This window comes from Brevibacterium sanguinis, assembly GCF_039528855.1.
Lineage (GTDB): Bacteria > Actinomycetota > Actinomycetes > Actinomycetales > Brevibacteriaceae > Brevibacterium > Brevibacterium sanguinis.
Genome location: NZ_BAAAMB010000005.1, coordinates 250,651 through 272,873, shown reverse-complemented (window position 1 = coordinate 272,873; position 22,223 = coordinate 250,651). Strand labels below are relative to the sequence as shown.

At 69.0% G+C, this 22,223-nt stretch carries 16 protein-coding genes; 11 read left to right on the top strand and 5 right to left on the bottom strand.

The window, feature by feature from the left end:
* Positions 1-21: 21 nt before the first annotated feature.
* Genes ABD154_RS06095 through ABD154_RS06085 form a run of 3 tightly spaced genes read left to right on the top strand, consistent with a single transcriptional unit; the run spans position 22 to position 3,291 of the window.
* Complete coding sequence (locus ABD154_RS06095) at positions 22-1,791, top strand: MDR family MFS transporter (protein ID WP_198498940.1); 1,770 nt, start codon at positions 22-24, stop codon at positions 1,789-1,791.
* Positions 1,733-2,698, top strand: coding sequence for a D-2-hydroxyacid dehydrogenase (locus tag ABD154_RS06090; protein ID WP_198498939.1), 966 nt, complete (start codon positions 1,733-1,735; stop codon positions 2,696-2,698). The genes ABD154_RS06095 and ABD154_RS06090 overlap by 59 nt, the downstream gene beginning before the upstream one ends.
* A complete protein-coding gene (locus ABD154_RS06085; RefSeq protein WP_198498938.1) occupies positions 2,695-3,291 on the top strand; it encodes a hypothetical protein in 597 nt (198 codons plus the stop codon). Before ABD154_RS06090 ends, ABD154_RS06085 begins: the two co-directional genes overlap by 4 nt.
* A 153-nt stretch (positions 3,292-3,444) precedes the next feature.
* Here the strand turns inward: ABD154_RS06085 and ABD154_RS06080 are convergent, their stop codons facing one another.
* Both ABD154_RS06080 and ABD154_RS06075 read right to left on the bottom strand, forming a co-directional pair.
* Positions 3,445-4,884, bottom strand: coding sequence for a glyceraldehyde-3-phosphate dehydrogenase (locus tag ABD154_RS06080; RefSeq protein WP_198498937.1), 1,440 nt, complete (start codon positions 4,882-4,884; stop codon positions 3,445-3,447).
* Between the two features lie 45 nt (positions 4,885-4,929).
* The gene (locus ABD154_RS06075; RefSeq protein WP_198498936.1) at positions 4,930-5,979 is read right to left on the bottom strand and encodes a YhjD/YihY/BrkB family envelope integrity protein; all 1,050 of its coding nucleotides are present in this window, start codon (positions 5,977-5,979) and stop codon (positions 4,930-4,932) included.
* Positions 5,980-6,072: 93 nt separating this feature from the next.
* Between ABD154_RS06075 and ABD154_RS06070 the strand changes: the two genes are divergently transcribed.
* Positions 6,073-6,810, top strand: coding sequence for a DedA family protein (locus tag ABD154_RS06070; protein WP_198498935.1), 738 nt, complete (start codon positions 6,073-6,075; stop codon positions 6,808-6,810).
* Positions 6,811-6,886: 76 nt separating this feature from the next.
* Here ABD154_RS06070 and ABD154_RS06065 read toward each other — a convergent pair whose 3' ends face one another.
* Positions 6,887-7,945 (bottom strand): glutathione S-transferase family protein, encoded by a 1,059-nt coding sequence (locus ABD154_RS06065; protein ID WP_198498934.1) that lies wholly within the window; start codon positions 7,943-7,945, stop codon positions 6,887-6,889.
* A 130-nt stretch (positions 7,946-8,075) separates the two neighbouring features.
* Positions 8,076-9,884, bottom strand: a complete 1,809-nt coding sequence (locus ABD154_RS06060) for an AMP-dependent synthetase/ligase (protein WP_232623615.1) — start codon at positions 9,882-9,884, stop codon at positions 8,076-8,078.
* 195 nt (positions 9,885-10,079) lie between these two features.
* Between ABD154_RS06060 and leuS the strand changes: the two genes are divergently transcribed.
* Complete coding sequence (gene leuS / locus ABD154_RS06055; protein ID WP_198498933.1) at positions 10,080-13,028, top strand: leucine--tRNA ligase; 2,949 nt, start codon at positions 10,080-10,082, stop codon at positions 13,026-13,028.
* Between the two features lie 46 nt (positions 13,029-13,074).
* Complete coding sequence (gene nadE / locus ABD154_RS06050) at positions 13,075-13,911, top strand: ammonia-dependent NAD(+) synthetase (protein WP_198498932.1); 837 nt, start codon at positions 13,075-13,077, stop codon at positions 13,909-13,911.
* A gap of 27 nt (positions 13,912-13,938) precedes the next feature.
* Here nadE and ABD154_RS06045 read toward each other — a convergent pair whose 3' ends face one another.
* The gene (locus ABD154_RS06045) at positions 13,939-14,634 is read right to left on the bottom strand and encodes a hypothetical protein (RefSeq protein WP_198498931.1); all 696 of its coding nucleotides are present in this window, start codon (positions 14,632-14,634) and stop codon (positions 13,939-13,941) included.
* Between the two features lie 106 nt (positions 14,635-14,740).
* Here ABD154_RS06045 and ABD154_RS06040 point away from each other — a divergent pair, with 106 nt between their 5' ends.
* The 5 genes from ABD154_RS06040 to holA all read left to right on the top strand — a co-directional run bounded on the left by ABD154_RS06040 (position 14,741) and on the right by holA (position 22,068).
* On the top strand, positions 14,741-16,048 hold the full coding sequence (locus ABD154_RS06040; RefSeq protein ID WP_198498930.1) for a UDP-glucose dehydrogenase family protein: 1,308 nt from the start codon (positions 14,741-14,743) through the stop codon (positions 16,046-16,048).
* Positions 16,045-16,920: a DegV family protein gene (locus ABD154_RS06035; protein WP_198498929.1), complete on the top strand. Its 876-nt coding sequence runs from the start codon at positions 16,045-16,047 to the stop codon at positions 16,918-16,920. The genes ABD154_RS06040 and ABD154_RS06035 overlap by 4 nt, the downstream gene beginning before the upstream one ends.
* A gap of 680 nt (positions 16,921-17,600) precedes the next feature.
* Positions 17,601-18,464, top strand: a complete 864-nt coding sequence (locus ABD154_RS06030; protein ID WP_198498928.1) for a ComEA family DNA-binding protein — start codon at positions 17,601-17,603, stop codon at positions 18,462-18,464.
* 196 nt (positions 18,465-18,660) lie between these two features.
* Complete coding sequence (locus tag ABD154_RS06025) at positions 18,661-21,075, top strand: ComEC/Rec2 family competence protein (protein WP_198498927.1); 2,415 nt, start codon at positions 18,661-18,663, stop codon at positions 21,073-21,075.
* A gap of 9 nt (positions 21,076-21,084) precedes the next feature.
* Positions 21,085-22,068, top strand: coding sequence for a DNA polymerase III subunit delta (gene holA / locus ABD154_RS06020; protein ID WP_198498926.1), 984 nt, complete (start codon positions 21,085-21,087; stop codon positions 22,066-22,068).
* Positions 22,069-22,223 lie beyond the last annotated feature (155 nt).

Here is a 22,223-nt window from a genome sequence, read left to right as displayed (position 1 = left end):
GAGAGAACAGATGAGGGAAGAATGAGGGCCGAGAGCCAGGACATGACACAGACAGCCGCAGAACCTGAGAACCACACCAATGACGCCGCCCCGATGACGACCTCGGCGATCATTCTCCTCTTCGTGGGATTGATGATCGCGATGTTCATGTTCTCCCTCAACCAGACCGTGCTCGCCACGGCCCTGCCGACGATCGTCGGCGAACTCGACGGCGTCGACCAGATGCTGTGGGTGTCGACGGCCTTCATGCTCGCCTCGACGATCATGATGCCGATCTACGGCAAGGTCGGCGACCTCTTCGGCCGCAAGCCGCTGTTCATGTTCGCGATCAGCTGCTTCCTCGCCGGCTCCGTCTTCGCCCTCCTCGCCCAGGACATGTCGCTGCTGATCTTCGGCCGGGTCCTCCAAGGCATCGGCGGCGGGGGCATGATGATCCTCTCGCAGTCGATCATCGCCTCCGTCGTCCCTCCGCGCGAGCGCGGCAAGTACATGGGCATCATGGGCTCGGCCTTCGCGGTGTCCTCGGTCGCCGGCCCCCTCATCGGCGGGTGGCTGACGGAGGGCCCCGGCTGGCGCTGGGCGTTCGCGATCAACTTCCCGCTCGGGATCATCGCCCTCATCGCCGCTGCCGTCTTCCTCAAGATCCCCAAGCAGACCCACGGTCCGCGGCCGAAGATCGACGTCGGCGGCATGGCGCTCATCTCCGTCATCACCTCGTGCATCGTCCTCGTCTCCGCGTGGGGCGGACACGACTACGCGTGGGGCTCGTGGCAGATCAACGGCCTCATCGTCGTCGGGGCGCTCGCGATCATCGCGTTCGTCATCGTCGAGGCGAAGGTGAGCGAACCGGTCATCCCGCTGTGGCTGTTCAGGAACCGCGACTTCCTCCTCTCGACGATCGCCGGTCTCTTCATCGGCGTGAGCATGTTCGGCGTCCTGTCCTACATGCCGACCTACCTGCAGATGGTCCACGGCATCGACGCGACCGTCGCCGGACTCATGATGGTCCCGATGATGGGCACGATGCTCATCTCCTCGACGCTGACCGGCTTCGTCGTCGCCCGCACCGGCAAGTACAAGCGCTACCCGCTCACCGGCATCCTCCTCATCGGAGTCTCGCTCATCCTGCTCTCGACGCTCGAAGCCGACAGCCCGGTGTGGGAGCCGATGGTCGGACTCGCCCTGCTCGGCCTCGGTCTGGGACTGAGCATGCAGATCCTCGTCCTCGTCGTCCAGAACGCCTTCCCCGTCGAGATGGTCGGCACGGCGACGGCGTCGAACAACTACTTCCGCCAGGTGGGCGCGACGCTCGGCATGGCGTTCATCGGCTCGGTGTTCACCCAGCGCCTGCTCGAGAACATCGAGTCCGGCATCCGCAGCCTCGCCGCCTCGAACCCGAACGTCGAGCTGCCGCAGATCTCGTCGACCGGGCTGACCCCGCAGATCGTCGGCGACCTGCCCGAACCGATCCACACGCTCATCATCACCGCGTACAACGACGCGCTCGTCCCGCTCTTCCTCTGGGTCGCGCCGCTGGCGTTCCTCGGCTTCGTCATCCTCCTCTTCCTGCCGAACACGCCGCTGGCGTCGACGCTGAAGAGCCAGGATGCCGCCGCCCGTGAGCATGTCGTCACCCACGAACACGCCGCCGAGGTGCCCGTCGACGCCGATTCCTCGCTGCGGGAGCCATCCGATAGTCTGGCTGTGCCGCTGACCACGAAGGACTCCACGGATGACGACACTGACGATTCTCAACCCGCCAGGCAGCCCGGTTCCCGACCGGCTCACTGAGCTCGGCCGCCGTGACGACGTCGACGTCCGCATCGTCACGGCCGACCGCCTCGGCGAGGCCCTGCCCGGCACCGAGGTGCTCCTCCTCTGGGACTACTTCTCCACCGCGCTCACCGAGGTCTTCGACGCAGCCGACGAGCTGCGCTGGATCCATGTCGCGGCCGCCGGTGTCGATGCGCTCCTCTTCGACGAGCTCATCGCCTCCGAGGTCGTCGTCACGAACGCCCGCGGAGTCTTCGACCGGCCGATCGCCGAGTTCGTCCTCAGCTTCGTCCTCATGCACGCGAAGTCGGCGCTCGGCTCGCTCGCCGACCAGCGGGAGCACCGGTGGAACCGGCGCTCGACCCGTGACCTCGCCGGCACGCGGGCCCTCATCGTCGGCACCGGGTCGATCGGTCGGGAGATCGCCCGCGTGCTGCGCGCCCTCGGCGTCGACGTCAGCGGGGCGGGCAGTCGTGCGCGCACCGGAGATGCCGACTTCGGCGACGTCATCGACTCCGCCGACCTCGCCGCGCATCTGACCGGGGTCGACTGGGTCATCGACGTCGCCCCGCTCACCGACCGCACCGCGGGTCTCTTCGACGCCGAGGTGTTCGCGGCGATGGAGCCGCACGCGTTCTTCGTCAACGTCGGCCGCGGGGCGACCGTCGACACCGATGCCCTCGTCACCGCGCTGGAGACCGGGGCGATCGCCGGCGCCGGCATCGACGTCGTCGATGTCGAGCCGCTGCCGGCCGACCACCGGCTGTGGGAGGCACCGAGCGTCATCATCACCCCGCACATGTCCGGTGACACCGAGGGCTGGCGCGAGCGGCTCCTCGATCAGTTCCTCGACCTCTTCGAGACCTATCGGGCCGGCCGCCCCTTCGCCCACACCGTCGACAAGGAAGCAGGGTACGTCCGATGAGCACCGCTGAGGTCCCCGACGACCGGGCCTTCCTCGCCCGCACCCTCTCCGACCTCGTCGCGATCCGCCGGGCCCGCCTGCTGAGCATGCTCGTGCTGGCGATGGCGATGCTCGTCGCGGGCCTCGGCGCGGCTCTGCAGGCCCAGGGGGAGCGGGTCGATGCCGTGCTGCTCTTCTCGGCGTTCAGCCTCATCATGATCGGCATCGTCTGCGCCCTCGGCGCGCTCGTCGCATGGACCCGGCTGCGCCGCGACATCCTCGACTCCGTGGCGGCGAGACGGCCGGCGAGCACCCGGGCCCCGCGGTCGAAGGGCGGGGGCATGGCGGTGGCGATCGCGTTCGTCGTCCTCGGGATCCTGCTCGGCTTCCTGCTCGTCCCCGAGACGCCCATCCTCGCCGGTGCCGTCGTCCTGTCCTGCCTGCTGCTCGCGTGCCTCGGTCCGATCTGGGCCCATGAGCTCTCGACCGGCGATGACCGTCTCGCGTTCATGCTCGCCGAGGACGACGACCTCGCCTCCCGGTTCGCGACATTCACCCCGATCTGGCTCCACGACGCGATGGAGACCGAACGCGCAACCCGCGAGGACCGCTGAGGGACCGACCGCCTCGGCGCGGACCCGATCCCACTGCGCACTGCGCACTGAGCACCGCGGACCGCGCTGTGCGCACTGCGCACCGCAGACGACGAAGCGCCCCCGTCCGAGAGGTCGGGGGCGCTTGCCGGTCGCTGACTCAGCGCAGCGGGATCAGTTCGCTGCCGCGGGGAACGACGGGGTGTCGACGTCGGCCATCTCCGCCACGCAGCGGATGACCTGGTGGCTGTAGCCGAACTCGTTGTCGTACCACACGTAGACGACGACGCGGTCCTCGTCGACGATCGTGGCCAGACCGTCGACGACACCCGCGCGCCGCGAGCCGACGAGGTCGGTCGAGACGAGCTCGGGGGAGGCGACGTAGTCGACCTGGTTGCGCAGCGGCGAGTTCATCGAGGTCTCGCGGAGGAACCCGTTGAGCTCGTCGACGGTCGTGGGATTCTCGAGGTTGAGGTTGAGGATCGCCATCGACACGTTCGGGGTGGGCACGCGGATCGCGTTGCCCGACAGCTTGCCCTTGAGTTCCGGCAGCGCCTTGGCCACGGCCTTCGCCGCACCCGTCTCCGTGAGCACCATGTTCAGACCCGCCGCACGTCCGCGACGCGACCCCTTGTGGAAGTTGTCGATGAGGTTCTGATCGTTGGTGAACGAGTGCACCGTCTCGACGTGGCCGTTGCGGACGCCGAAGCGGTCGTTGAGCGCCTTGAGCACCGGGGTGATCGCGTTCGTCGTGCACGAGGCCGCCGAGAGGATCGTGTCGGCGTCGGTGATGTCATGCGAGTTGACGCCGAAGACGATGTTCTTGATGTCGCCCTTACCGGGAGCGGTGAGGATGACCTTCGCGGCGCCCTTGGACTGCAGGTGCTTCGACAGGCCCTCTTCGTCGCGCCACTTGCCGGTGTTGTCGACGATGATCGCGTTGTCGATGCCGTACTCGGTGTAGTCGACCGTCGAGGGATCATCGGAGTAGATGACCTGGATGAGGGTGCCGTTGGCGAGGATCGTGTTGTTCTCCTCGTCGACGACGATGCTGCCGTCGAACTTCCCGTGCACTGAGTCGCGGCGCAGCAGGGAGGCGCGCTTGACGATGTCGTTCTCCCCGCCCTTGCGCACGACGATGGCGCGCAGGCGCATGCCGGTGCCGCCGGAGCGCTCGATGAGGATGCGGGCGAGCAGACGTCCGATGCGTCCGAAGCCGTAGAGGACGACGTCGCGCGGCTCCGCCGCGGAGGACTCGCTGCCGATGACCGACGCGAGCTCCTCGGCGAGGAACTCCGCGGTCGATGCGGACTGCTCATCGCGCTTGACGATGAGGCGACCGAGGTCGATGCGCGCCGCGCTGAGGTCGAGCTCGGCGAGTGCCCGGACGACCTCGAGGGTGGTCTCGATGTCGAGCTCTTCGCCGAGGAAGTGGCGGGCGTAGCGGTGCGCCTTGATCATGCCGGTCACGGACTTGCCCTGGAGCGAGCGCCCGAACAGGGTGAGCAGCACGTCGTTGTTGCGGTGGAGGCGGCCGACGAGCGGGATGAGTTCTTCCGCGGCAGTCTGCTTCTTCTCCCACTCGTCGAGACGAGCGGCTGTTGCTTGAGTCAAAGGTCGAGTCCCCTTATATTCACGTGGTCGATTCCCGGCCCAAGTCTACCGTGTCGACTCCGCGCTCCTGGACCGGCGTTCGTCGTAGCGCTTGAACCCCAGCAGCGTGAGCGCGACGAGTCCGACGCCGGTGATGAGGGCGCCGAGGCTCTGGACCTGAAGCTCGGGCGCGACGAACCGACGGTGCGGGGTCGTGTCCTCGGGCAGCGGCGGCGGAACGGCCGTGCCGATCCAGGCGGCGACGAAGAGGATGATGCGAGCGAAGACGTTCATCGTCAGCATCACCGCGATGATCGACCCGAACACACCCGCGGCCTTCCCGGCGGAGAAGAGGTCGACGAGGACGGTGGCGAGGTTGAGCAGGATCGTGAAGGCGACGGCGCCGATGAGCGAACCGCGCACCTTCGCCTGCCGATTGACCGGATGCTCGGGCAGCATCGTGAAGAGGAACATGAAGATCAGCCACGATGCCCCGAAGGTGATGATCATCGGGACGACGACGAGGAGGCCCGACATCCATCCGGAGAGGTCGAAGAGATCGGTGATGAAGCTGCGCAGCCCCGTGCCGATGACCGTGAGACCTGCGGTGAGCAGAAGACCGACGATGAGTCCGAGCAGGGTCACGGTGTTCGAGAAGAACTTCTTGACCAGCGGCTGGTTGACGTCGTCGTCGAAGTCGTCGTGGAGCTGGGCGCGGACGGCGGCGCCGAGGTTGCCGATGAATCCCTGGCCGGTGTAGAGACCGGCGAGGATGCCGAAGATGCCGACGGCCTGCCAGTCGTTGAGGAAGCCCTCGAGCTGATCGGTCAGGGTCGAATTGCCGGGGGAGAAGTCCTCGATCTGCTGGGTGATGACGGGAACGAGGTCGGGCCGGACGACGTCGAGGACGAAGCCGAGTCCCGCGAAGGTGAACATCGCGATCGGAATGACCGCGAGAACGAGGAAGTACGTGATCGCGGCCCCGAACTGGTTGCCCAGACGCGTGATGAAGCGCTGGACGGCGCGGACGAGATGCGCCGGGCCCGGCTGGTTGATGGCCTGGTGACCGGCTTCGGCCATGGGACTGCGTGAGGCCAGGATCTTCGCTGGTGTCACTGGGTGCTCCTCCTTCTTGGGGATCGTCTCCCAGACTATCCGCTGGGAGCGCTCTGTGAGCGAAAGGTCGACCTGTTCTCTACACTTCAGAGCATGCCGCTCACCGCTTCGACCTCCGCCCTGGTCACGGTCTCCGCCTCCGGTGCCGCTGAGAACCTCAGCGGCTTCTCCGCGTGGACGGTGGCGATCATGGAGACGCTCGGACCTCTCGGCGTCGGATTCCTCGTCTTCCTCGACAACATCTTCCCGCCGATCCCCAGCGAGCTCGTGCTGCCGCTGGCCGGCTTCACGGCGAGTCGCGGTCAGCTCAGCCTCGTCCTCGCCATCGTCTTCGCGACGATCGGATCCGTCGTCGGAGCCCTCGTGCTCTACGCGGTGGGCCGCTGGATCGGACTCGACCGGATCGTGCGGATCGCCGTGAAGATGCCGCTCGTCGACGTCGCCGACGTCCACAAGACGATCGCGTGGTTCGACCGCCACGGTGACAAGGCCGTCTTCTTCGGGCGGATGATCCCGATCTTCCGCTCCCTCATCTCCATCCCGGCGGGCATGCGGGCGATGCCGATGCTCAAGTTCCTCCTCCTCACCGCCGCCGGCAGCACGATCTGGAACACGATCCTCATCGTCGCAGGCTTCTACCTCGGTGAGAACTGGTCGATCGTCGAAACCTACGCCGGGTACTTCCAGACGCTCGTCATCGTCGTCGTCGCGGTCGCCGTCGTCGCATGGGTCGTGCTCAAGGTCCGCAAGCGGCGCCGGCAGCGCGCGACGGGAACCCACGACTCCGACTTCGAGCGGGAGCAGGACGCCGAGCCCGACGGCACGCCTTGAGCGGTGAATGACCGAAGCCCGACCTATGGTCGGGCTTCGGCTGCTCCGCCTCGGCGGGATGGACCGTCGGCAGGGTTCACTTCACCCAGGCCGCCGCGGTGCTCTCGAACGGAACCTCCTCGCCGGCGGCGACGGGACCGGGCGCGGTGCCGTCGCCGAAGGGCGAGCCGCCGAGTTCCTCCCTGCCGTGCGGGGTCAGCCACCCGGAGAGGTCCGGCCCGACGGGAACGATGCCGGTGGGATTCACGTCCTTGTGGACGATGTAGTAGTGGTCCTTGATCTGCGGGAAGTCGATCGTGTCGCCGAATCCCGGCGTCTGATAGAGGTCGCGGGCGTAGCCCCAGAGGTTCGGGAAGTCCCGCAGGGCGGTGCGATTGGCCTTGAAGTGCCCGTAGTAGACGGGATCGAAGCGCGCGAGCGTCGTGAAGAGCCGGACATCGGCCTCGGTGATCGACTCGCCCATGAGGTAGCGCCGGGTCGCCAGTCGCTCCTCGACGGTGTCGAGGGCGGTGAAGAGGCGGTCGAAGGCCTTCTCATAGGCCTCCTGCGAGCCGGCGAAGCCCGACCGGTACACCCCGTTGTTGATCTCCGTGTAGATCATCCGCATGAGGGACTCCATCTCGTCCCGCAACTCCTCCGGCCACAGGTTCGGCGCACCGTCGCGGTGGTAAGCCGTCCACTGGGTCGAGAAGTCCTCGGTGATCTGCGCGAAGTCGTTCGTCACGACCTCACCGGAGGGGATGTCGACGATCGCGGGCACCGTGATGCCGCGCGGGTAGTCGGGATAGCGCTTGAAGAACGCCTCCTGGAGCCTCTCGATCCCGAGCACCGGATCGACGCCCTCGGGATCGAGGTCGAAGGTCCACGAGCGCTTGTCGTGAGTGGGCCCGGGCATCCCGAGGGAGATGACGTCCTCGAGACCGAGGAGGCGCCGGACGATGACCGTGCGGTTGGCCCACGGGCAGGCGCGCGCGGCGATGAGGCGGTAGCGACCGGGTTCGACGGGCCACTGGGCGTCGGGATCGTCGAGGATGCGGTCCTCGATGTAGTTCGTGTCGCGGTTGAACTCCGCGCCCTTCTCGACATAGGAGCCGGTGGTGTCAGTGTCCGTGGTCGTCTCGGTGTCGTTCGACATGGGGATGTCCTCTCTCACGCGACTGAGTGCGGCGGGTCGGCCGCCCGCGGTGAACGGGCGGCCGACCGTCGTCACGATGGTTGAAACTTCATCTTACTCAGCCGGCCATCGCCGCGTCTCCCCACCGGCCTCAGTCGGCGTAGAGCGCTTCGATCTCGTCGGCGAAGTCCTTGCCGAGCAGGTGGCGCTTGACCGACTGCTTCGCGGAGAGATAGCCGTTGGCCTCGCTGAGCTCGACGGGCACGATGCGGAACTTCTTGATGCCCTCGGCCCGGGAGACGGTCCGATTGACGCGTTCGATCGCCTTCTCGATGGTCTGGCGCACGGTCTCGTCCTCGGCCGCCTCGGCGAGGGTCATCTCCGGCAGATCATGATTGGCAAGCCACGTCGGCAGCATCTCCGGGTCGAGGAAGATCAGCGCGGTGATGTACTTGCGGTTGTCGCCGACGAGCACCGGCTGGCCGATGATCGGATGGCGGCGCAGGGCGTCCTCGAGCGGGGCGGGAGCGATGTTCTTGCCGCTCGAGGTGACGATGAGCTCCTTCTTGCGCCCGACGATGCTGAGGTAGCCGTCCTCGTCGAGCGACCCGAGGTCGCCGGTGGCGAACCAGCCGTCGTGGAACTCCTTGGCCGTGGCCTCGGGGTTCTTCCAGTACTCGCGGAAGACGGGCACGCCCTTGGCGAGGATCTCGCCGTCGGGGGCGATCGCCACGGTCGCCCCGGGCAGGGGCACGCCGACGGTGCCGATCTTCGAGTTCTCGGGGACGTTGACCGTGATCGGGGCCGTCGTCTCGGTGAGACCGTAGCCCTCGAGGACGACGAGGCCGATGCCGCGGTAGAAGTGGCCGAGGTGCGTGCCGAGCGGCCCGCCGCCGGAGACCGCCCACTTGACGTTGTTGCCCATGATCTCCCGCAGCTTGCGGTAGACGAGGGTGTCGAAGAGCGCGTGCTGGGCCTTGAGCGTGAGCGGGACCCTGCCGGCGTCGAGGGCCTTCGAATAGGCGACGGCGACCTGCTCGGCCCGGCGGAAGATCTTCTCCTTGCCGCCGGCCTGCGCCTTCGCGAGCGCGGAGTTGAAGACCTTCTCGAAGACCCGGGGCACGCCGAGGATGAACGTCGGCTTGAAGCTGCCGAGGGCGTCGGTGAGCTTCGTCAGGTCGGCCTGGTGGGCGAGCAGCCCGCCCGTGCTCACGCAGAGGACCTCGATGAAGCGGGCGAAGACGTGGGCCTGGGGGAGGAAGAGGAGGCAGCGGGCGTCACCGCCGGTGACCTCGCTGATCTGCTCTTCGGCGGCCTGCGCGGTCTGGACGAAGTTCGCATGCGTGAGCACGCAGCCCTTGGGCCTGCCCGTCGTTCCGGAGGTGAAGATGATCGTCGCGATCGACTCGCTGCCGACCTGGCTGCGGCGGGCCTCGAGGTCGGCGTCGCTGACGGATGCGCCCGCGGCGCTGAGCTCGCGGAAGGCGCCCTCGTCCCAGATCCACAGCGCAGGTGTCGGCAGTCCGGCGGCGGCCGCGGCGTCGCGGACGCGCTGGGCATGCTCCTCGGTGGCGACGAGGCCGGCGGTGACCTCGGCGTTCTCGAGCATCCAGGCGAGCTGATCCTGCGAGGAGGTGTCGTAGAAGGGCACGGAGATCGCGCCGGCGAACCACACGGCGTAGTCCGACAGCGTCCAGTCGAAGGAGGTGGGGCCGAAGATGCCGACCTTGTCCTCGAACCCGACCCCGGAGGCCATGAGACCCTTGGCGACGGCGCGGACCTCATCGACGAACTCCGCCGTCGTCACCTCGACCCAGTCGTCGCCGACGGCCTTGGCCAGCGCCGGATGGGTGGGGGCGGTCGCGAGGCGGTTGAGAAGGATGTCGGTCGTCGATGACGTCGTGTCCACCTCGTACCCGACGACCGGAGTGGCTGACTGGGGCATTGTCTGTGGGCTCATGCGTACTCCTTCGGGACATAAGTTACTGCCCAGTTACTTTACTGTGCGATCGTTAAGTACTTTACTGTGCGAACCTTCAGCCGTGAAATCGATCACGTTTGCCCGGTGATCATGTCTCGTCTGCAGTCTAGCCAGTTCAGCGCGTGAACGTTCAGGCTACGATGGATCAAACCCGATCACTGGCGAAGGAAGGTAATGTCGACGAACCCTGAGGACACCGGTTTCCGCTACGACGCGGAGCTGGCGGAGAAGATCGAGACGTCATGGCAGCGCACCTGGGAGCAGGCGGGAACGTACCACGCCCCCAACCCGACCGGTGACCTCAGCCAGGACCTCGCCGCCTCCGCCGCGGAGTCCTCGTACGGGCCGCCGGACAACCTCGGCGAGCGGGAGTCCCTCTACATCATGGACATGTTCCCGTACCCCTCGGGTGCGGGCCTCCACGTCGGCCACCCGCTCGGGTATCTCGGCACCGACGTCTTCGGCCGCTATCAGCGGATGCGCGGACGCAATGTCATGCACGCGCTGTCGTATGACGCCTTCGGACTGCCCGCCGATCTCTACGCGGTGCAGACGGGCCAGCATCCGCGGATCACGACGGACGCGAACATCACGAACATGACCGCGCAGCTGCGACGCCTCGGGCTCGCCCACGACGCGCGCCGCAGCTTCGCGACGACCGACGACGACTTCGTCAAGTGGACGCAGTGGATCTTCCTCCAGATCTTCAACTCGTGGTACGACCCCGACGCGCAGGCACCGGGGGAGGACACCGCCGGTGCCGCCCGTCCGATCTCCACCCTCATCGAGCAGTTCGCGAGCGGACAGCGGCCGACCCCCGACGGGCGGGACTGGGCGCAGCTGAGCACCGCCGAGCAGGAGGACGTCCTCCAGGGCTACCGGCTGGCCTACGTCTCGGAGTCCCCGGTCAACTGGGCGCCGGGGCTGGGCACGGTGCTCGCGAACGAGGAGGTCACCGCCGAGGGCCTGTCCGAGCGCGGCAACTTCCCCGTCTACACGCGCACCCTGCGCCAGTGGAACATGCGCATCACGGCCTACGCCGACCGCCTCATCGACGACCTCGACGGCCTCGACTGGCCGAGTGCGATCCGCGCGATGCAGGTCAACTGGATCGGACGGTCGAAGGGCGCGCTGCTGCGCCTGCCGCTCATGCCGACCGCTGCCACGGCCGCCGACGCCGATTCGACGACCGAGGAGTCCATCGAGGTCTTCACGACGCGCCCGGACACGCTCTTCGGCGCGACCTACCTCGTGCTCTCACCCGAGCACCCGGCCGTTGCCGACCTCACCGCGGACGCGTGGCCGGACGGCACGCCCGAGCGCTGGCGCGGGGGAGCCGACACCCCCACCGAGGCGATCGCCGCCTACCAGCGCGCGGCTGCGGCCAAGACCGACGCCGACCGGCAGCAGAGCCGGGAGAAGACCGGCATCTTCACCGGCTCCTCGGCGCTCAACCCCGCGACCGGTGAGCAGATCCCGATCTTCGTCGCCGACTACGTCCTCATGGGCTACGGCACCGGGGCGATCATGGCGGTGCCCGCCGAGGACGCCCGCGACTGGGAGTTCGCGAAGGAGTTCGGCCTGCCCTACGTCCGCACGGTGCAGCCCCCGGAGGACCACGACGAGGACTCGCCGTACACGGGCGAGGGCGTGATGATCAACTCCGCGAACGAGTCGATCGACGTCAACGGCCTGCCGATCGCCGAGGCGAAGGCCGCGGTCACCGCATGGCTGGCCGGTCTGGGCCTGGCCGAGGAGACGACGCAGTACCGACTGCGCGACTGGCTGTTCTCCCGCCAGCGCTACTGGGGCGAGCCGTTCCCGATCGTCTACGACGAGCACGGAACCCCGATCGCGCTGCCCGACGAGCAGCTGCCCGTCCAGCTGCCCGAGGTCGACGACTTCGCGCCGCGGACCTATGCCCCCGACGACGCCGACTCCCAGCCGGAGCCGGCCCTGTCGCGCAATCGGGACTGGGTCGAGGTCGAACTCGACCTCGGCGACGGACCGCGCACCTACTACCGCGAGACGAACACGATGCCCAACTGGGCCGGGTCCTCGTGGTACCAGCTGCGCTACGCCGACCCGCACAACTCCGATGCCGTCGTCGACCCGGTCAACGAGGAGTACTGGCTGGGTCCGCGGGCCTCGAAGCCCCGCGGTGGGGCCGACCTCTACGTCGGCGGTCAGGAGCACGCCGTGCTCCACCTCCTCTACGCGCGCTTCTGGCACAAGGTGCTCTTCGACCTCGGCTACATCTCCTCGTCGGAGCCGTTCCACCGGCTCGTCAACCAGGGCTACATCCAGGCCTACGCCTACACCGACGCCCGCGGCGTCTACGTCCCGGCCGCCGACGTCGAGGAGCGCACCGACGAGGCGGGCGAGACGACGTTCTGGTACGCAGGCGAGCAGGTCAACCGCGAGTACGGCAAGATCGGCAAGTCGCTGAAGAACTCCGTCATGCCCGATGAGATGTACGACGCCTACGGCGCGGACACGTTCCGCGTCTACGAGATGTCGATGGGACCGATCGAGCAGGACCGGCCGTGGGAGACCCGAGCCGTCGTCGGCGCGCAGCGCTTCCTCCAACGGGTGTGGCGCCTCTTCGTCGACGAGGCGACCGGTGAGTCCGTCGTCGCCGCGGGCACTGCCGACCCCGAGACCCTCAAGGTCGCGCACCAGGTCATCGCCGGAGTCCGCGACGACATGGACCACCTGCGCTTCAACACGGCGATCTCGAAACTCATCGTGCTCACCAACCACCTGACGAAGCAGGGCGGAGCGACCGTCGACGTCCTCGAGCCGCTGGCGATCATGCTCTCGCCCTTCGCCCCGCACCTCGCGGAGGAGCTGTGGCAGCGGCTCGGACACGAGTCGTCGATCACCTACGTCGACTTCCCTGAGGCCGACCCCGCCTACCTCGTCGCCGACACCGTCACCGCGGTCGTCCAGATCAAAGGCAAGGTGCGCGCCCGGCTCGATGTCGCCCCCGACATCACCGCCGACGACCTCGAAGCCCTGGCGCTGGCCTCGCCGAACGTCCAGCGTACGCTCGACGGCGCCGGGGTGCGCAAGGTCATCGTCAAGGCCCCCAAGCTCGTCAACATCGTTCCCGACGCGTGAACCGCTGACCGGCCCCGGTCACCTGAGAGAAGGACCCCTGACTCCCATGAGCTCCATCGCCGCCGTCCAGGATGAGATCCGCACTGCGCTCGGTGTGCGTCCGCAGATCGATCCCGCCACCGAGGTGATCCGCCGTGTCGAATTCCTCGTCGACTACGTGCTCACCACCGGGGTGCGCGGGCTGGTCCTCGGCATCAGCGGGGGACAGGACTCGACCCTGGCCGGCCGGCTCTGCCAGCTGGCCGTCGAGACCCTGCGGCGGCGCGGGGAGAAGGCCGAGTTCTACGCGGTGCGCCTGCCCTACCACGTCCAGGCCGACGAATCCGATGCGCAGGACGCGCTGAAGTTCATTGCCGCCGACCACGAGATCGTCTTCAACATCGGCGCGGCCACGGACGCCGCCGCCGAGGAGTACCGCGAGGCGATGGGCGAGCCGATCTCCGACTTCGGCAAGGGCAACGTCAAGGCGCGCATGCGGATGACCGCGCAGTTCGAGATCGCCGGGGAGAAGCGCCTCCTCGTCGTCGGCACCGATCATGCCGCCGAGGCGGTCACCGGCTTCTTCACGAAGTTCGGCGACGGCGCTGCCGACGTCATCCCGCTGTCGGGACTGAGCAAGCGGCAGGGACGGGAACTGCTGCGCCACCTCGGCGCGCCGGAGCACCTGACGACGAAGACCCCGACCGCGGACCTCCTCGACGACGACCCGGGTCAGACCGACGAATCGTCGCTGGGGCTGACGTACGAGCAGATCGACGACTTCCTCGAGGGCAACGAGATCGACGCCGAGGCGGCCCAGCGGCTCATCGACCGCTACCGGGCGACCGAGCACAAGCGCCGCACCCCGGTGACCCCGACCGACAACTGGTGGATCCGGCACTGACGGGGTGGCGCGCCGCGCGCGCGTGCCTCAGGCGGTGAGTCCGAGCTCGAGCGCGGTCTGCTTGAACTCCCAGCGGGCGGTGATGAACGTGTCGCCGAGGCTCTCCCCGCGGCTGCGCGCCTCCGTGTACTCACGCCACCCGCCCTTGCGCGAGTCGCCGGGGGTGATCTCCCGCTTCGTCTCGTCGTCGGCGACGACGCGGGTCTCCTCGTTCACCCAGATCGACAGCGCCTCGGCGGCGCGGTAGAGGTTCATGAACGCGGTGTGGGAGCGCGGGTTGTCGAAGCTCGACTTCGCGAACTCCTCCCGGAAGGTGTGGAGCGGGGCGAGCTCGTCGACGGCGAGGGTGCCGAACGTCGCATCGAGGCGCAGGGACTGGATGAGGCCGTCGGAGTCGGGGATGAGAGTCAGGATCCGCTGCGCCCGCGTCTCGTCGGGGATCTGCGCGACCTCCTCGGCGACGGGGGTCAGGCCCACCGCATCCATCCGCCCGCGTTCGGTCGCGAGGCTGCCGCGCAGGGCATCGATCTGGGTCTGGGAGCGCCGCCATTCGCCGTGGAAGATCAGCAGGGCGGCAGCGGCACCGAGGCAGAGCACGATCCCGATGAGCCACGCGAACGGGTGGAGGGCGGGGATGGCGAAGAGCACGATGCCGACGACGATGAGGACGGCGAGAACCACCGCGGCGGTCGAGTTGGTGAGGAAATCCAGGAAACGCTTCACACGGACAAGACTACTGTTTCCGGCTCCGTAAATCGTGTAGGCAATCGTGCATGCAGGTGGCATATAGTGTGCGTGAAAATGCTCGGACGAAACGAGGTAGTGCCAGGTGTTGATTTCGGTCATCGGTTGTGGGTATCTGGGAGCCGTGCATGCGGCGGCCATGGCGTCGCTGGGTCACGAGGTCGTCGGCGTCGACGTCGACGAGGCGAAGATCGCGGCTCTGCGTGAGGGACGCCCGCCGTTCTTCGAACCGGGACTCGCCGACCTCCTCGTCGAGGGGCAGGAGAAGGGCGGCCTCGACTTCACGACGGATGTCTCCCGGGCCGCCGAGGCGAGCGTCCACTTCGTGTGCGTGGGCACCCCGCAGCGGCGCGGGGAGTTCGCCGCCGACGTCACGTACGTCGATGCTGCCGTCGACTCGCTCCTGCCGCATCTGGCGCCCGGCGCGGTGGTCGTCGGGAAGTCGACGGTGCCGGTGGGCACGGCGGCCCGGTTGGCCGCCCTCGTCGAACCGGCCGGGGGGATGCTCATGTGGAATCCCGAGTTCCTCCGTGAGGGACACGCCGTCGAGGACACCCTCCACCCCAACCGTCTCGTCTACGGGGTCGCCGAGGGCGAGGCCGGGGTCGCGGCGACCGCGGCCCTCGACGAGGTCTACGCGCCGATGCTCTCCGCCGACACGCCGCGGCTCGTCGCCGACTTCGCGACCGCCGAGCTCGTGAAGACCGCGGCGAACTCGTTCCTCGCGACGAAGATCTCCTTCATCAACGCGATGGCCGAGCTCTGTGAGGCCTCCGGGGCCGATGTCACGCTGCTCGCGGATGCGATCGGGATGGACGATCGGATCGGGCGGAAGTTCCTCAACGCCGGGCTCGGGTTCGGCGGGGGATGTCTGCCCAAGGACATCCGGGCGTTCATGGCCCGGGCCGGGGAGCTCGGGGCCGATCAGGCGGTGGCGTTCCTCAAGGAGATCGACTCGATCAACATGCGCCGGCGGGTGCGGATGGTCGACATCGCCCGGGATGCGCTCGGCGGGTCGTTCATCGGCAAGCGGGTGACGATCCTGGGGGCTGCGTTCAAACCCGACAGCGATGATGTCCGCGACTCCCCGGCGCTGGCGGTGGCCCGGCTCATCGGCACGCAGGGCGGGGTCGTCACGGTCACCGACCCGGAGGCCGTGGCGAATGCGTCCCGCGCGTTTCCCGAGCTCAGCTTCGTCACCGACACCACAGAGGCGCTGACCGGGGCGGATGCGGTGCTGCTGCTGACCGAGTGGCAGGAGTACCGGGACCTCGACCCGGAGGTCGTGGGCGGTCTCGTGGCCGGGCGGGTGCTCGTCGACGGGCGCAATGTGCTCGACCCGCACACGTGGCGGTCGGCGGGGTGGACGTATCGGGCGCTGGGCCGGCCATGAGGATCGGTCTCGTCACCGATTCGACCGCCCAGCTCCATGACGCCGAGGCGGCCCGGCTGCGCGAGACCACCGGCGGACTCTTCGCGGTCGTCCCCCTCACCGTGCTCATCGACGGGGTCGCCTACATCGACGGGGAGCTCGATCCGGACCGGTTGTGTGCGGCGATGGACGCCGGCTCCGAGGTGAGCACCTCGATGGCCACACCGGCTCGGTTCGCCGCCGCGTACGCCGATCTCATCGACCACGGCGCCGAGGCGATCATCGTCGTCACGATGTCCGGGGAGCTCTCGGGCACCCGCGATTCGGCCGTCACCGCGGCGACCGACCAGCCGGTGCTCATCGACGTCGTCGACTCGCGCACCACCTCGGCGGGACTCGCCGGGGCCGTCGCGGTCGCCGCTGCCGGGATCGGGCGCGGCGAGGACGTCGCATCGATCGCCGGCACCGTGGCCGACTGGTGTGCGGGGGAGACGATGACCGTCTTCGCTCCGCAGAACCTCGAACACCTGCGCCGAGGCGGTCGCATCGGGGCCGCGTCCTCGCTGCTCGGGCGCGCGCTGCAGATCGTGCCGGTGCTCGGGCTCGGGGCCGGAGTCGTCACCCCGGTCGCCCGGGTGCGCACCCGGGCGAAGGCGCTCGAGCGGATGAGCGTCATCGCCGGGGAGACGGCGGAGAGCCTCGGCGGGGGAGACCGGCCCCTGCAGGTCGAGATCCAGCACGCCGACGGCAGCCCCGACGCCCCCGACGTCGTCACCCTCACCGAGAAGCTCGTCGATCGGGGCCTGACGCCGACGTTCCGCACGCTCTCGCCGATCATCACCGCCCACGTCGGCCCCGGCGCCCTCGGCATCACGGTCCAGACCACCCCGTAGTCGGGGTGGCCGGGCGCCTGCTGGTCGGGGTGCGGCTGGCCTCGTGCGGCAGGCCGGTCTGGACTGCTCGCACGGTCGGTTGCGGCTCTGTTGGGGCCGGAGGGCTCAGGTAATGACGTGGGCCCTGGAAACCCAGGTGAGCCGGAAGACCAGTGTGCGCCAGTTGAGTCTGAGATGGACAAGGCAGCCTTGGCCATCTCAGAGCAGACTGGCGCAAAGTCGCGTCGAGCGCCGACGTGAGGTGTCGGACCGCGACTTCCCGCGCAGGACAAGCCGTTGCTCAACCGCCCTACCCCCGCCCGCCGAAAGCACTGGTGTCCCTCGCGGCCTGGTGGCTGCGGCACTGTTGGGGCCGGAGGGCTCAGGCAATGACGTGAGCCCTCGAAACCCAAGTGAGCCGGAAGGCCAGTGTGCGCCAGTTGAGTCTGAGATGGCCAAGGCTGCCTAGGCCATCTCAGAGCAGACTGGCGCAAAGTCGTGTCGGGCGTCCGCGTGAGGTGTCTGACCGCGGCTTCCCCGCACCGTCGCCGGACAATTCCCAGCCCGCCACGGACTCGGGTGCGGCCGGGTGTGGATGACGCGGCGACTCGTGTGCTGAGAGCCTGTGGACGCTCGCGCACTGTCCACAGGGCCGGCCGAATGCGTGGAGCCCGTGGCCGTGCCCGTCGTAGCGTGCGCGCATGGCTGTGTCCCCCGATGACAGGTTCGCCGGCCTCGTCAACGCGAGCGCCGAACGCGGCGGATGGGTTCCCGGCGACATCTACACCGCCGGCACCGAGGGCGAGGAGGAACCAGTCCCGCCGCGTCGCGTCCGCCTGCCCATACTCATCGCCCTCGCCGTGGCGACGACCGCCGTGCTCGTCCTGGCGTTCTACGTGTTCCGGCCGACGCAGACGCAGAGCCCGTCCGATCCGACCGCAGGAGGTGTCGTGTCGGAAGGATCATCCGCCGAGGCGGCCGACAGTCAAGGCGGCAGCGGAGAACCCGGGTCGGCTGAGGACAGCGCTGGACCCGGTGATCAGCCGGCGAACCAGCAGGTCGTCGCCCATGTCACGGGCGAAGTCGCCAACCCGTCCGTCGTCACGCTGCCCGGCGGCTCACGGGTCAGCGACGCCGTCGAGGCGGCTGGGGGACTGACCGGCGACGCCGACGCGGAAGCGGTCAACCTCGCCCGGCTCGTCGCCGACGGCGAGCAGATCCGCATCCCGGCAGTCGGCGAGACACCCGCTGGTCAGGCCCCGGGCGGACAGCCGCCGGGCCCTGCACCGGACGGCCAGTCCCCAGGAGGCCAGGGGCCTGGTGCGCCCACCGCCCCAGCACCTCCCGGCAGCGGGCCGGGTGCGGTGCCCGGTGGGAAGATCGACCTGAATACGGCGGACTCGGCGACCCTGGAGACCCTGCCCGGGGTCGGCCCCGTCACCGCCCAGGCGATCATCGCCCACCGCGAACAGACCCCGTTCACGAGTATCGAGGACCTCCTCCTCGTCAAGGGCATCGGCCCGAAGACCTTCGAGAGTCTCAAGGACCTTGTCACCGTCGGATGAGGAGGCCGCCGGAGCCGAGCGACCACAGCCCGGGCCGCAGACCCGGTGGGGAATCAGGCCGCGGACTGGACCGGAGCCTCGAACACACACTGCGCCGCACACCCGACGACAACCTCGGCCGCGGAGACGCGCCGCGGCGCGGCAGCGACGCGCGGCTGGGCCCCAGAAGCCTGGGCCCCAGCAGGCGGCGGACTGGGTGCGCAGGCAGACTCGCGCAGGCTGGCAGTGGGCGCGGACGACGGCCACGCTGTGGCCGTCATCGGTGCGCTTAGTCCTCTGCGCCGGCGGGCTCTGGGTACTCGCCCTCCTCGCACCTGGCCCCTGGGCGCTCGTGGGCGTCCCGGTCCTCATCGGACTCGGCTTCGTCGTCGTCCATCGCCGCCGGTTCCACCACCTCGGCGTCGGACTCGTCGTCTTCGCGTGCCTCGCCGCAGTCCAGATCTGCGTGCTCACTTCCGCGCGCGGTCCTGTGGAGAACACGGAGACGAACGGGATCGTCGTCGGGGCCTCGACGCCGGGTCCGTCGGGCTGGTCACGCCTCACTCTGCTCACCGGCGGTGGCTTCACCGAGGTGCTCGCCCCCGCCGTCCCGCCCGCCGGTGCGCACGTCGAGATGCGCACCGAGCGCCTCGACGACATCCGCATCACCCGAGACGAGCCCCGCGTGACGCGCGCACCGAACGCCGTGTGGAGGTGGCGGGCGGAGGTGCGCGCGACCCTGCGCGAGAACTCGCTCGCCGCAGGCACCAGCGGCGGTGCGCTGCTGCCCGGCCTCGTCGTCGGGGACACTGAGCCGCAGGATGCGCAGATGACCGATGACATGCGCGTCGTCTCCCTCACCCATCTGTCCGCGGTGTCGGGGACGAACGTGACGATCGTCAGCCTCGGCGCCGGCCTTCTCGCGGGGGCATGCCGAGCGGGTCCGCGGACCCGCGCCGCCGTCGGCGTGCTCACCTGCCTCGGCTACGTCTTCGTCGTCGGCTTCGAACCGAGCGCGATCCGCGCCGCCGGCATGGCAGTCGCCGTCGCCCTCGTCTTCCTCCGCGGCGGCGGGATCGCCCCGGTCGCCGTCATCGCGGCCACGGTCGCGCTCCTCCTCACCGGTGTGCCGGTGCTCGCCACCTCGGTGGGATTCGTCCTCTCGGTCATCTCGACGACGGTCATCATGTTCGTCGTCCCGCTCCTGCTGCGCAGACTCCTCGTCCGCTTTCCGCTCGCCCCGTCCGTGCTCGTCAGCGCGCTCGTCGTCCCGCTCGTCGCGCAGCTCGCGTGCACCCCGGTGCTCGTCGCCATCGATCCGCGCCTGGGCGGCTGGTCGGTGGTCGCGAACGCGCTGGCCTCTCCGGCCGTCCTCCCGGCGACGATCGCCGGGTTCGTGTCCCTGGTGACCGGCGGGATCGGCCTGCCCGGACTGCCGTGGATCGCCGAGTTCACTGCCTGGCTCGGTTCGCTGTGCGCCTGGTGGATCGTCGCCGTCGCGCGGGTCTGCGCCCGCTTGCCCGGGGCATCGCTCGCGTGGCCGGATCCACCGGTGGGGTCGCTGGTCGCCCTTGCGGTGCTCGCGCTCTTCACCGTCGGCGTCGTCCTGCTCATCCGCAAACGGCTCTGGGGCGCGCCGGTCGTCGTCCTCGCGATCGCTTTCGGGGCGGCGGTCGTCGTCGTGGGCAGTCCGCGTCCGCCTGCCCGGGATTGGCTCGTCCTCGTGTGCGACGTCGGACAGGGGTCGGCGACGGTGGTCAACCTCGGCGACGGTCGGGGCCTCGTCATCGATGCGGGGAAGGAGCCGGGGCCGATCGATGCGTGCCTCGACGACAGCGGGATCGCTGAGGTCGACCTCGCGATCTCCCATTTCGACGCCGACCACAGCGGCGGGGCGGCCGGCACCGCGTGGTCGCGGACGGTGGGTCAGGTGTGGGTGTCAGCCAACGTCATCGGCAGTCCCGACGTCGCGCAGCTCGTCCGGGACACCGGCGCCGAGGTGGTTCCCCTCGACCGCGGACGTCGCCTCGACATCGACGGAGTGGCCATCGAGGTGCTCTGGCCGCCCGGTGGGGGCACGGGCGTGCCGCCCAGCGGAAGGACGTCGGTCCCGCCTGCTGGGGCCGGCCCACCTGTTGAGGGCAGAGGCGGAACCGAGGGAGACGACGCGGGCGGGACCGGGCAGGGCAACGGCCGGTCCGAGTCCGGGCAGGGCAGCGGCGGGTCCGAGTCCGGGACGGCCGCGCGCAATGAGGACTCCCTCGTCTTCCGCATCGACGTCGGCGGGCTCACCGTCCTCATCCCCGGTGATGTCGGCGAGGAGGAGCAGTTCGTCCTCGCGCAGAGCCTGACGCCCACCGACGTGCTGCTCGCCCCGCACCACGGGTCCTCGGATCTCTCCGTCGACTTCTATCGGGCGGCTCGCGCGCAGCTCGGCATCGTCTCCGTGGGGGAGAACCGCTACGGACACCCGACTGACCGGTCTCTCCAAGCGTTCGGGCCGGTCAGGGTGCTGCGCACCGACGAGTGCGGGACGATTGCCCTCTACTCCGGGCCCCGCTTCAGCACGGCGCGCGGCTGCGTCAGTGCCGGCGGCGAGGACGACGACGGTCGTGTCCCGGGCGGACGATAGGCTGGGGGCATGGCAGCGAAGAAGACACTGATCCCCTGGAGTTCGGCGAAGCCCGCGCCCGTCGTCATGATCTCCGGCGGCGAATCGGTGCTCGTGCGGATGGCCAAGGATCGGATCGTCTCCGCGGCCCGGAAGAAGGACCCCGAGGAGGTCGAGTTCGACGCCGCCGCGTACCAGGGCGGAGAACTCGAGATGGCGGCCTCGCCGTCGCTGTTCTCGAGTGCGAAGCTCATTGTCGTCGACGCCGTCGAGAAGTGCTCCGAACCGTTTCTCGAGGACGCGGTGTCCTATCTCGACGAACCGAACGACGACGCCGTCGTCCTCTTGCTCCATGGCGGAGGCAACCGCGGTGCGAAGCTCGTGAAGAAGATCGACGCGGCCGGATTTCCGCGCATCGATGCCGCCGTGCTGAAGAACGAGAGCGACCGGGCGAAGTTCGCCCAGGCGCGCTTCAAGTCGGCGAAGCGGCAGATCGACGAATCCGGGATGGAAGCGCTCATGTCCGCCCTCGGTGCCGACCTCTCGGAGCTCAACGCCGGCGTCGACCAGCTCATCGAGGACACGGAGGGCACGATCACCAGCGCCGTCGTCGATCGCTACTACGGCGGCAGGGTCGAGGCGACCGGCTTCAAGGTCGCCGATGCCGCGGTCTCCGGCGATGCGAAGAGCGCGCTCAGCCTGCTCCGCCACGCGCTGTCGACGGGATCGGATCCGGTGCCGCTCGTGGCGGCCGTGGCGATGAAGCTGCGGGGCATGGCGAAGGTCCAGGGCTTCTCGGGATCGAGCGGCGAGCTCGCCGCCGAACTGAAGATGGCGCCCTGGCAGGTCGACCGGGCCCGGCGGGAGGTGCGGCGCTGGAACGAGGTCGCCCTCGGACAGTCCCTCATCGCGGCAGCCGAGGCGGACGAAGCCGTCAAAGGCGGCGGCCGCGACCCTGTCTACGCCGTCGAGACGTTCGTCTCCGAAGTGTGTCGGCTCGCCCGCGCCCGCTGAGCCCCCAGGCGGTGACCTGAGCGAACCCCGTCACGGTGTCCTGCGCGAACCCCGCTCCGGTGTCCTAGGCGAGTCCCCTTCCGGTGACCTGAGCGGACCTCGTCCCGGCGCCCGTTCCCGGACAAGCGAAGTTCCCGGGCAAGCGAAAGGGCCCG

Bases quoted from the DNA above. Each gene is read 5' to 3' on its own strand.
- holA (WP_198498926.1), top strand. From the start codon at position 21,085: ATGGCAGCGAAGAAGACACTGATCCCCTGGAGTTCGGCGAAGCCCGCG.
- ABD154_RS06030 (WP_198498928.1), top strand. From the start codon at position 17,601: ATGGCTGTGTCCCCCGATGACAGGTTCGCCGGCCTCGTCAACGCGAGC.
- ABD154_RS06095 (WP_198498940.1), top strand. From the start codon at position 22: ATGAGGGCCGAGAGCCAGGACATGACACAGACAGCCGCAGAACCTGAG.
- ABD154_RS06090 (WP_198498939.1), top strand. From the start codon at position 1,733: ATGACGACACTGACGATTCTCAACCCGCCAGGCAGCCCGGTTCCCGAC.
- leuS (WP_198498933.1), top strand. From the start codon at position 10,080: ATGTCGACGAACCCTGAGGACACCGGTTTCCGCTACGACGCGGAGCTG.
- ABD154_RS06085 (WP_198498938.1), top strand. From the start codon at position 2,695: ATGAGCACCGCTGAGGTCCCCGACGACCGGGCCTTCCTCGCCCGCACC.
- ABD154_RS06060 (WP_232623615.1), bottom strand. From the start codon at position 9,884: ATGAGCCCACAGACAATGCCCCAGTCAGCCACTCCGGTCGTCGGGTAC.
- nadE (WP_198498932.1), top strand. From the start codon at position 13,075: ATGAGCTCCATCGCCGCCGTCCAGGATGAGATCCGCACTGCGCTCGGT.
- ABD154_RS06070 (WP_198498935.1), top strand. From the start codon at position 6,073: ATGCCGCTCACCGCTTCGACCTCCGCCCTGGTCACGGTCTCCGCCTCC.
- ABD154_RS06065 (WP_198498934.1), bottom strand. From the start codon at position 7,945: ATGTCGAACGACACCGAGACGACCACGGACACTGACACCACCGGCTCC.
- ABD154_RS06035 (WP_198498929.1), top strand. From the start codon at position 16,045: ATGAGGATCGGTCTCGTCACCGATTCGACCGCCCAGCTCCATGACGCC.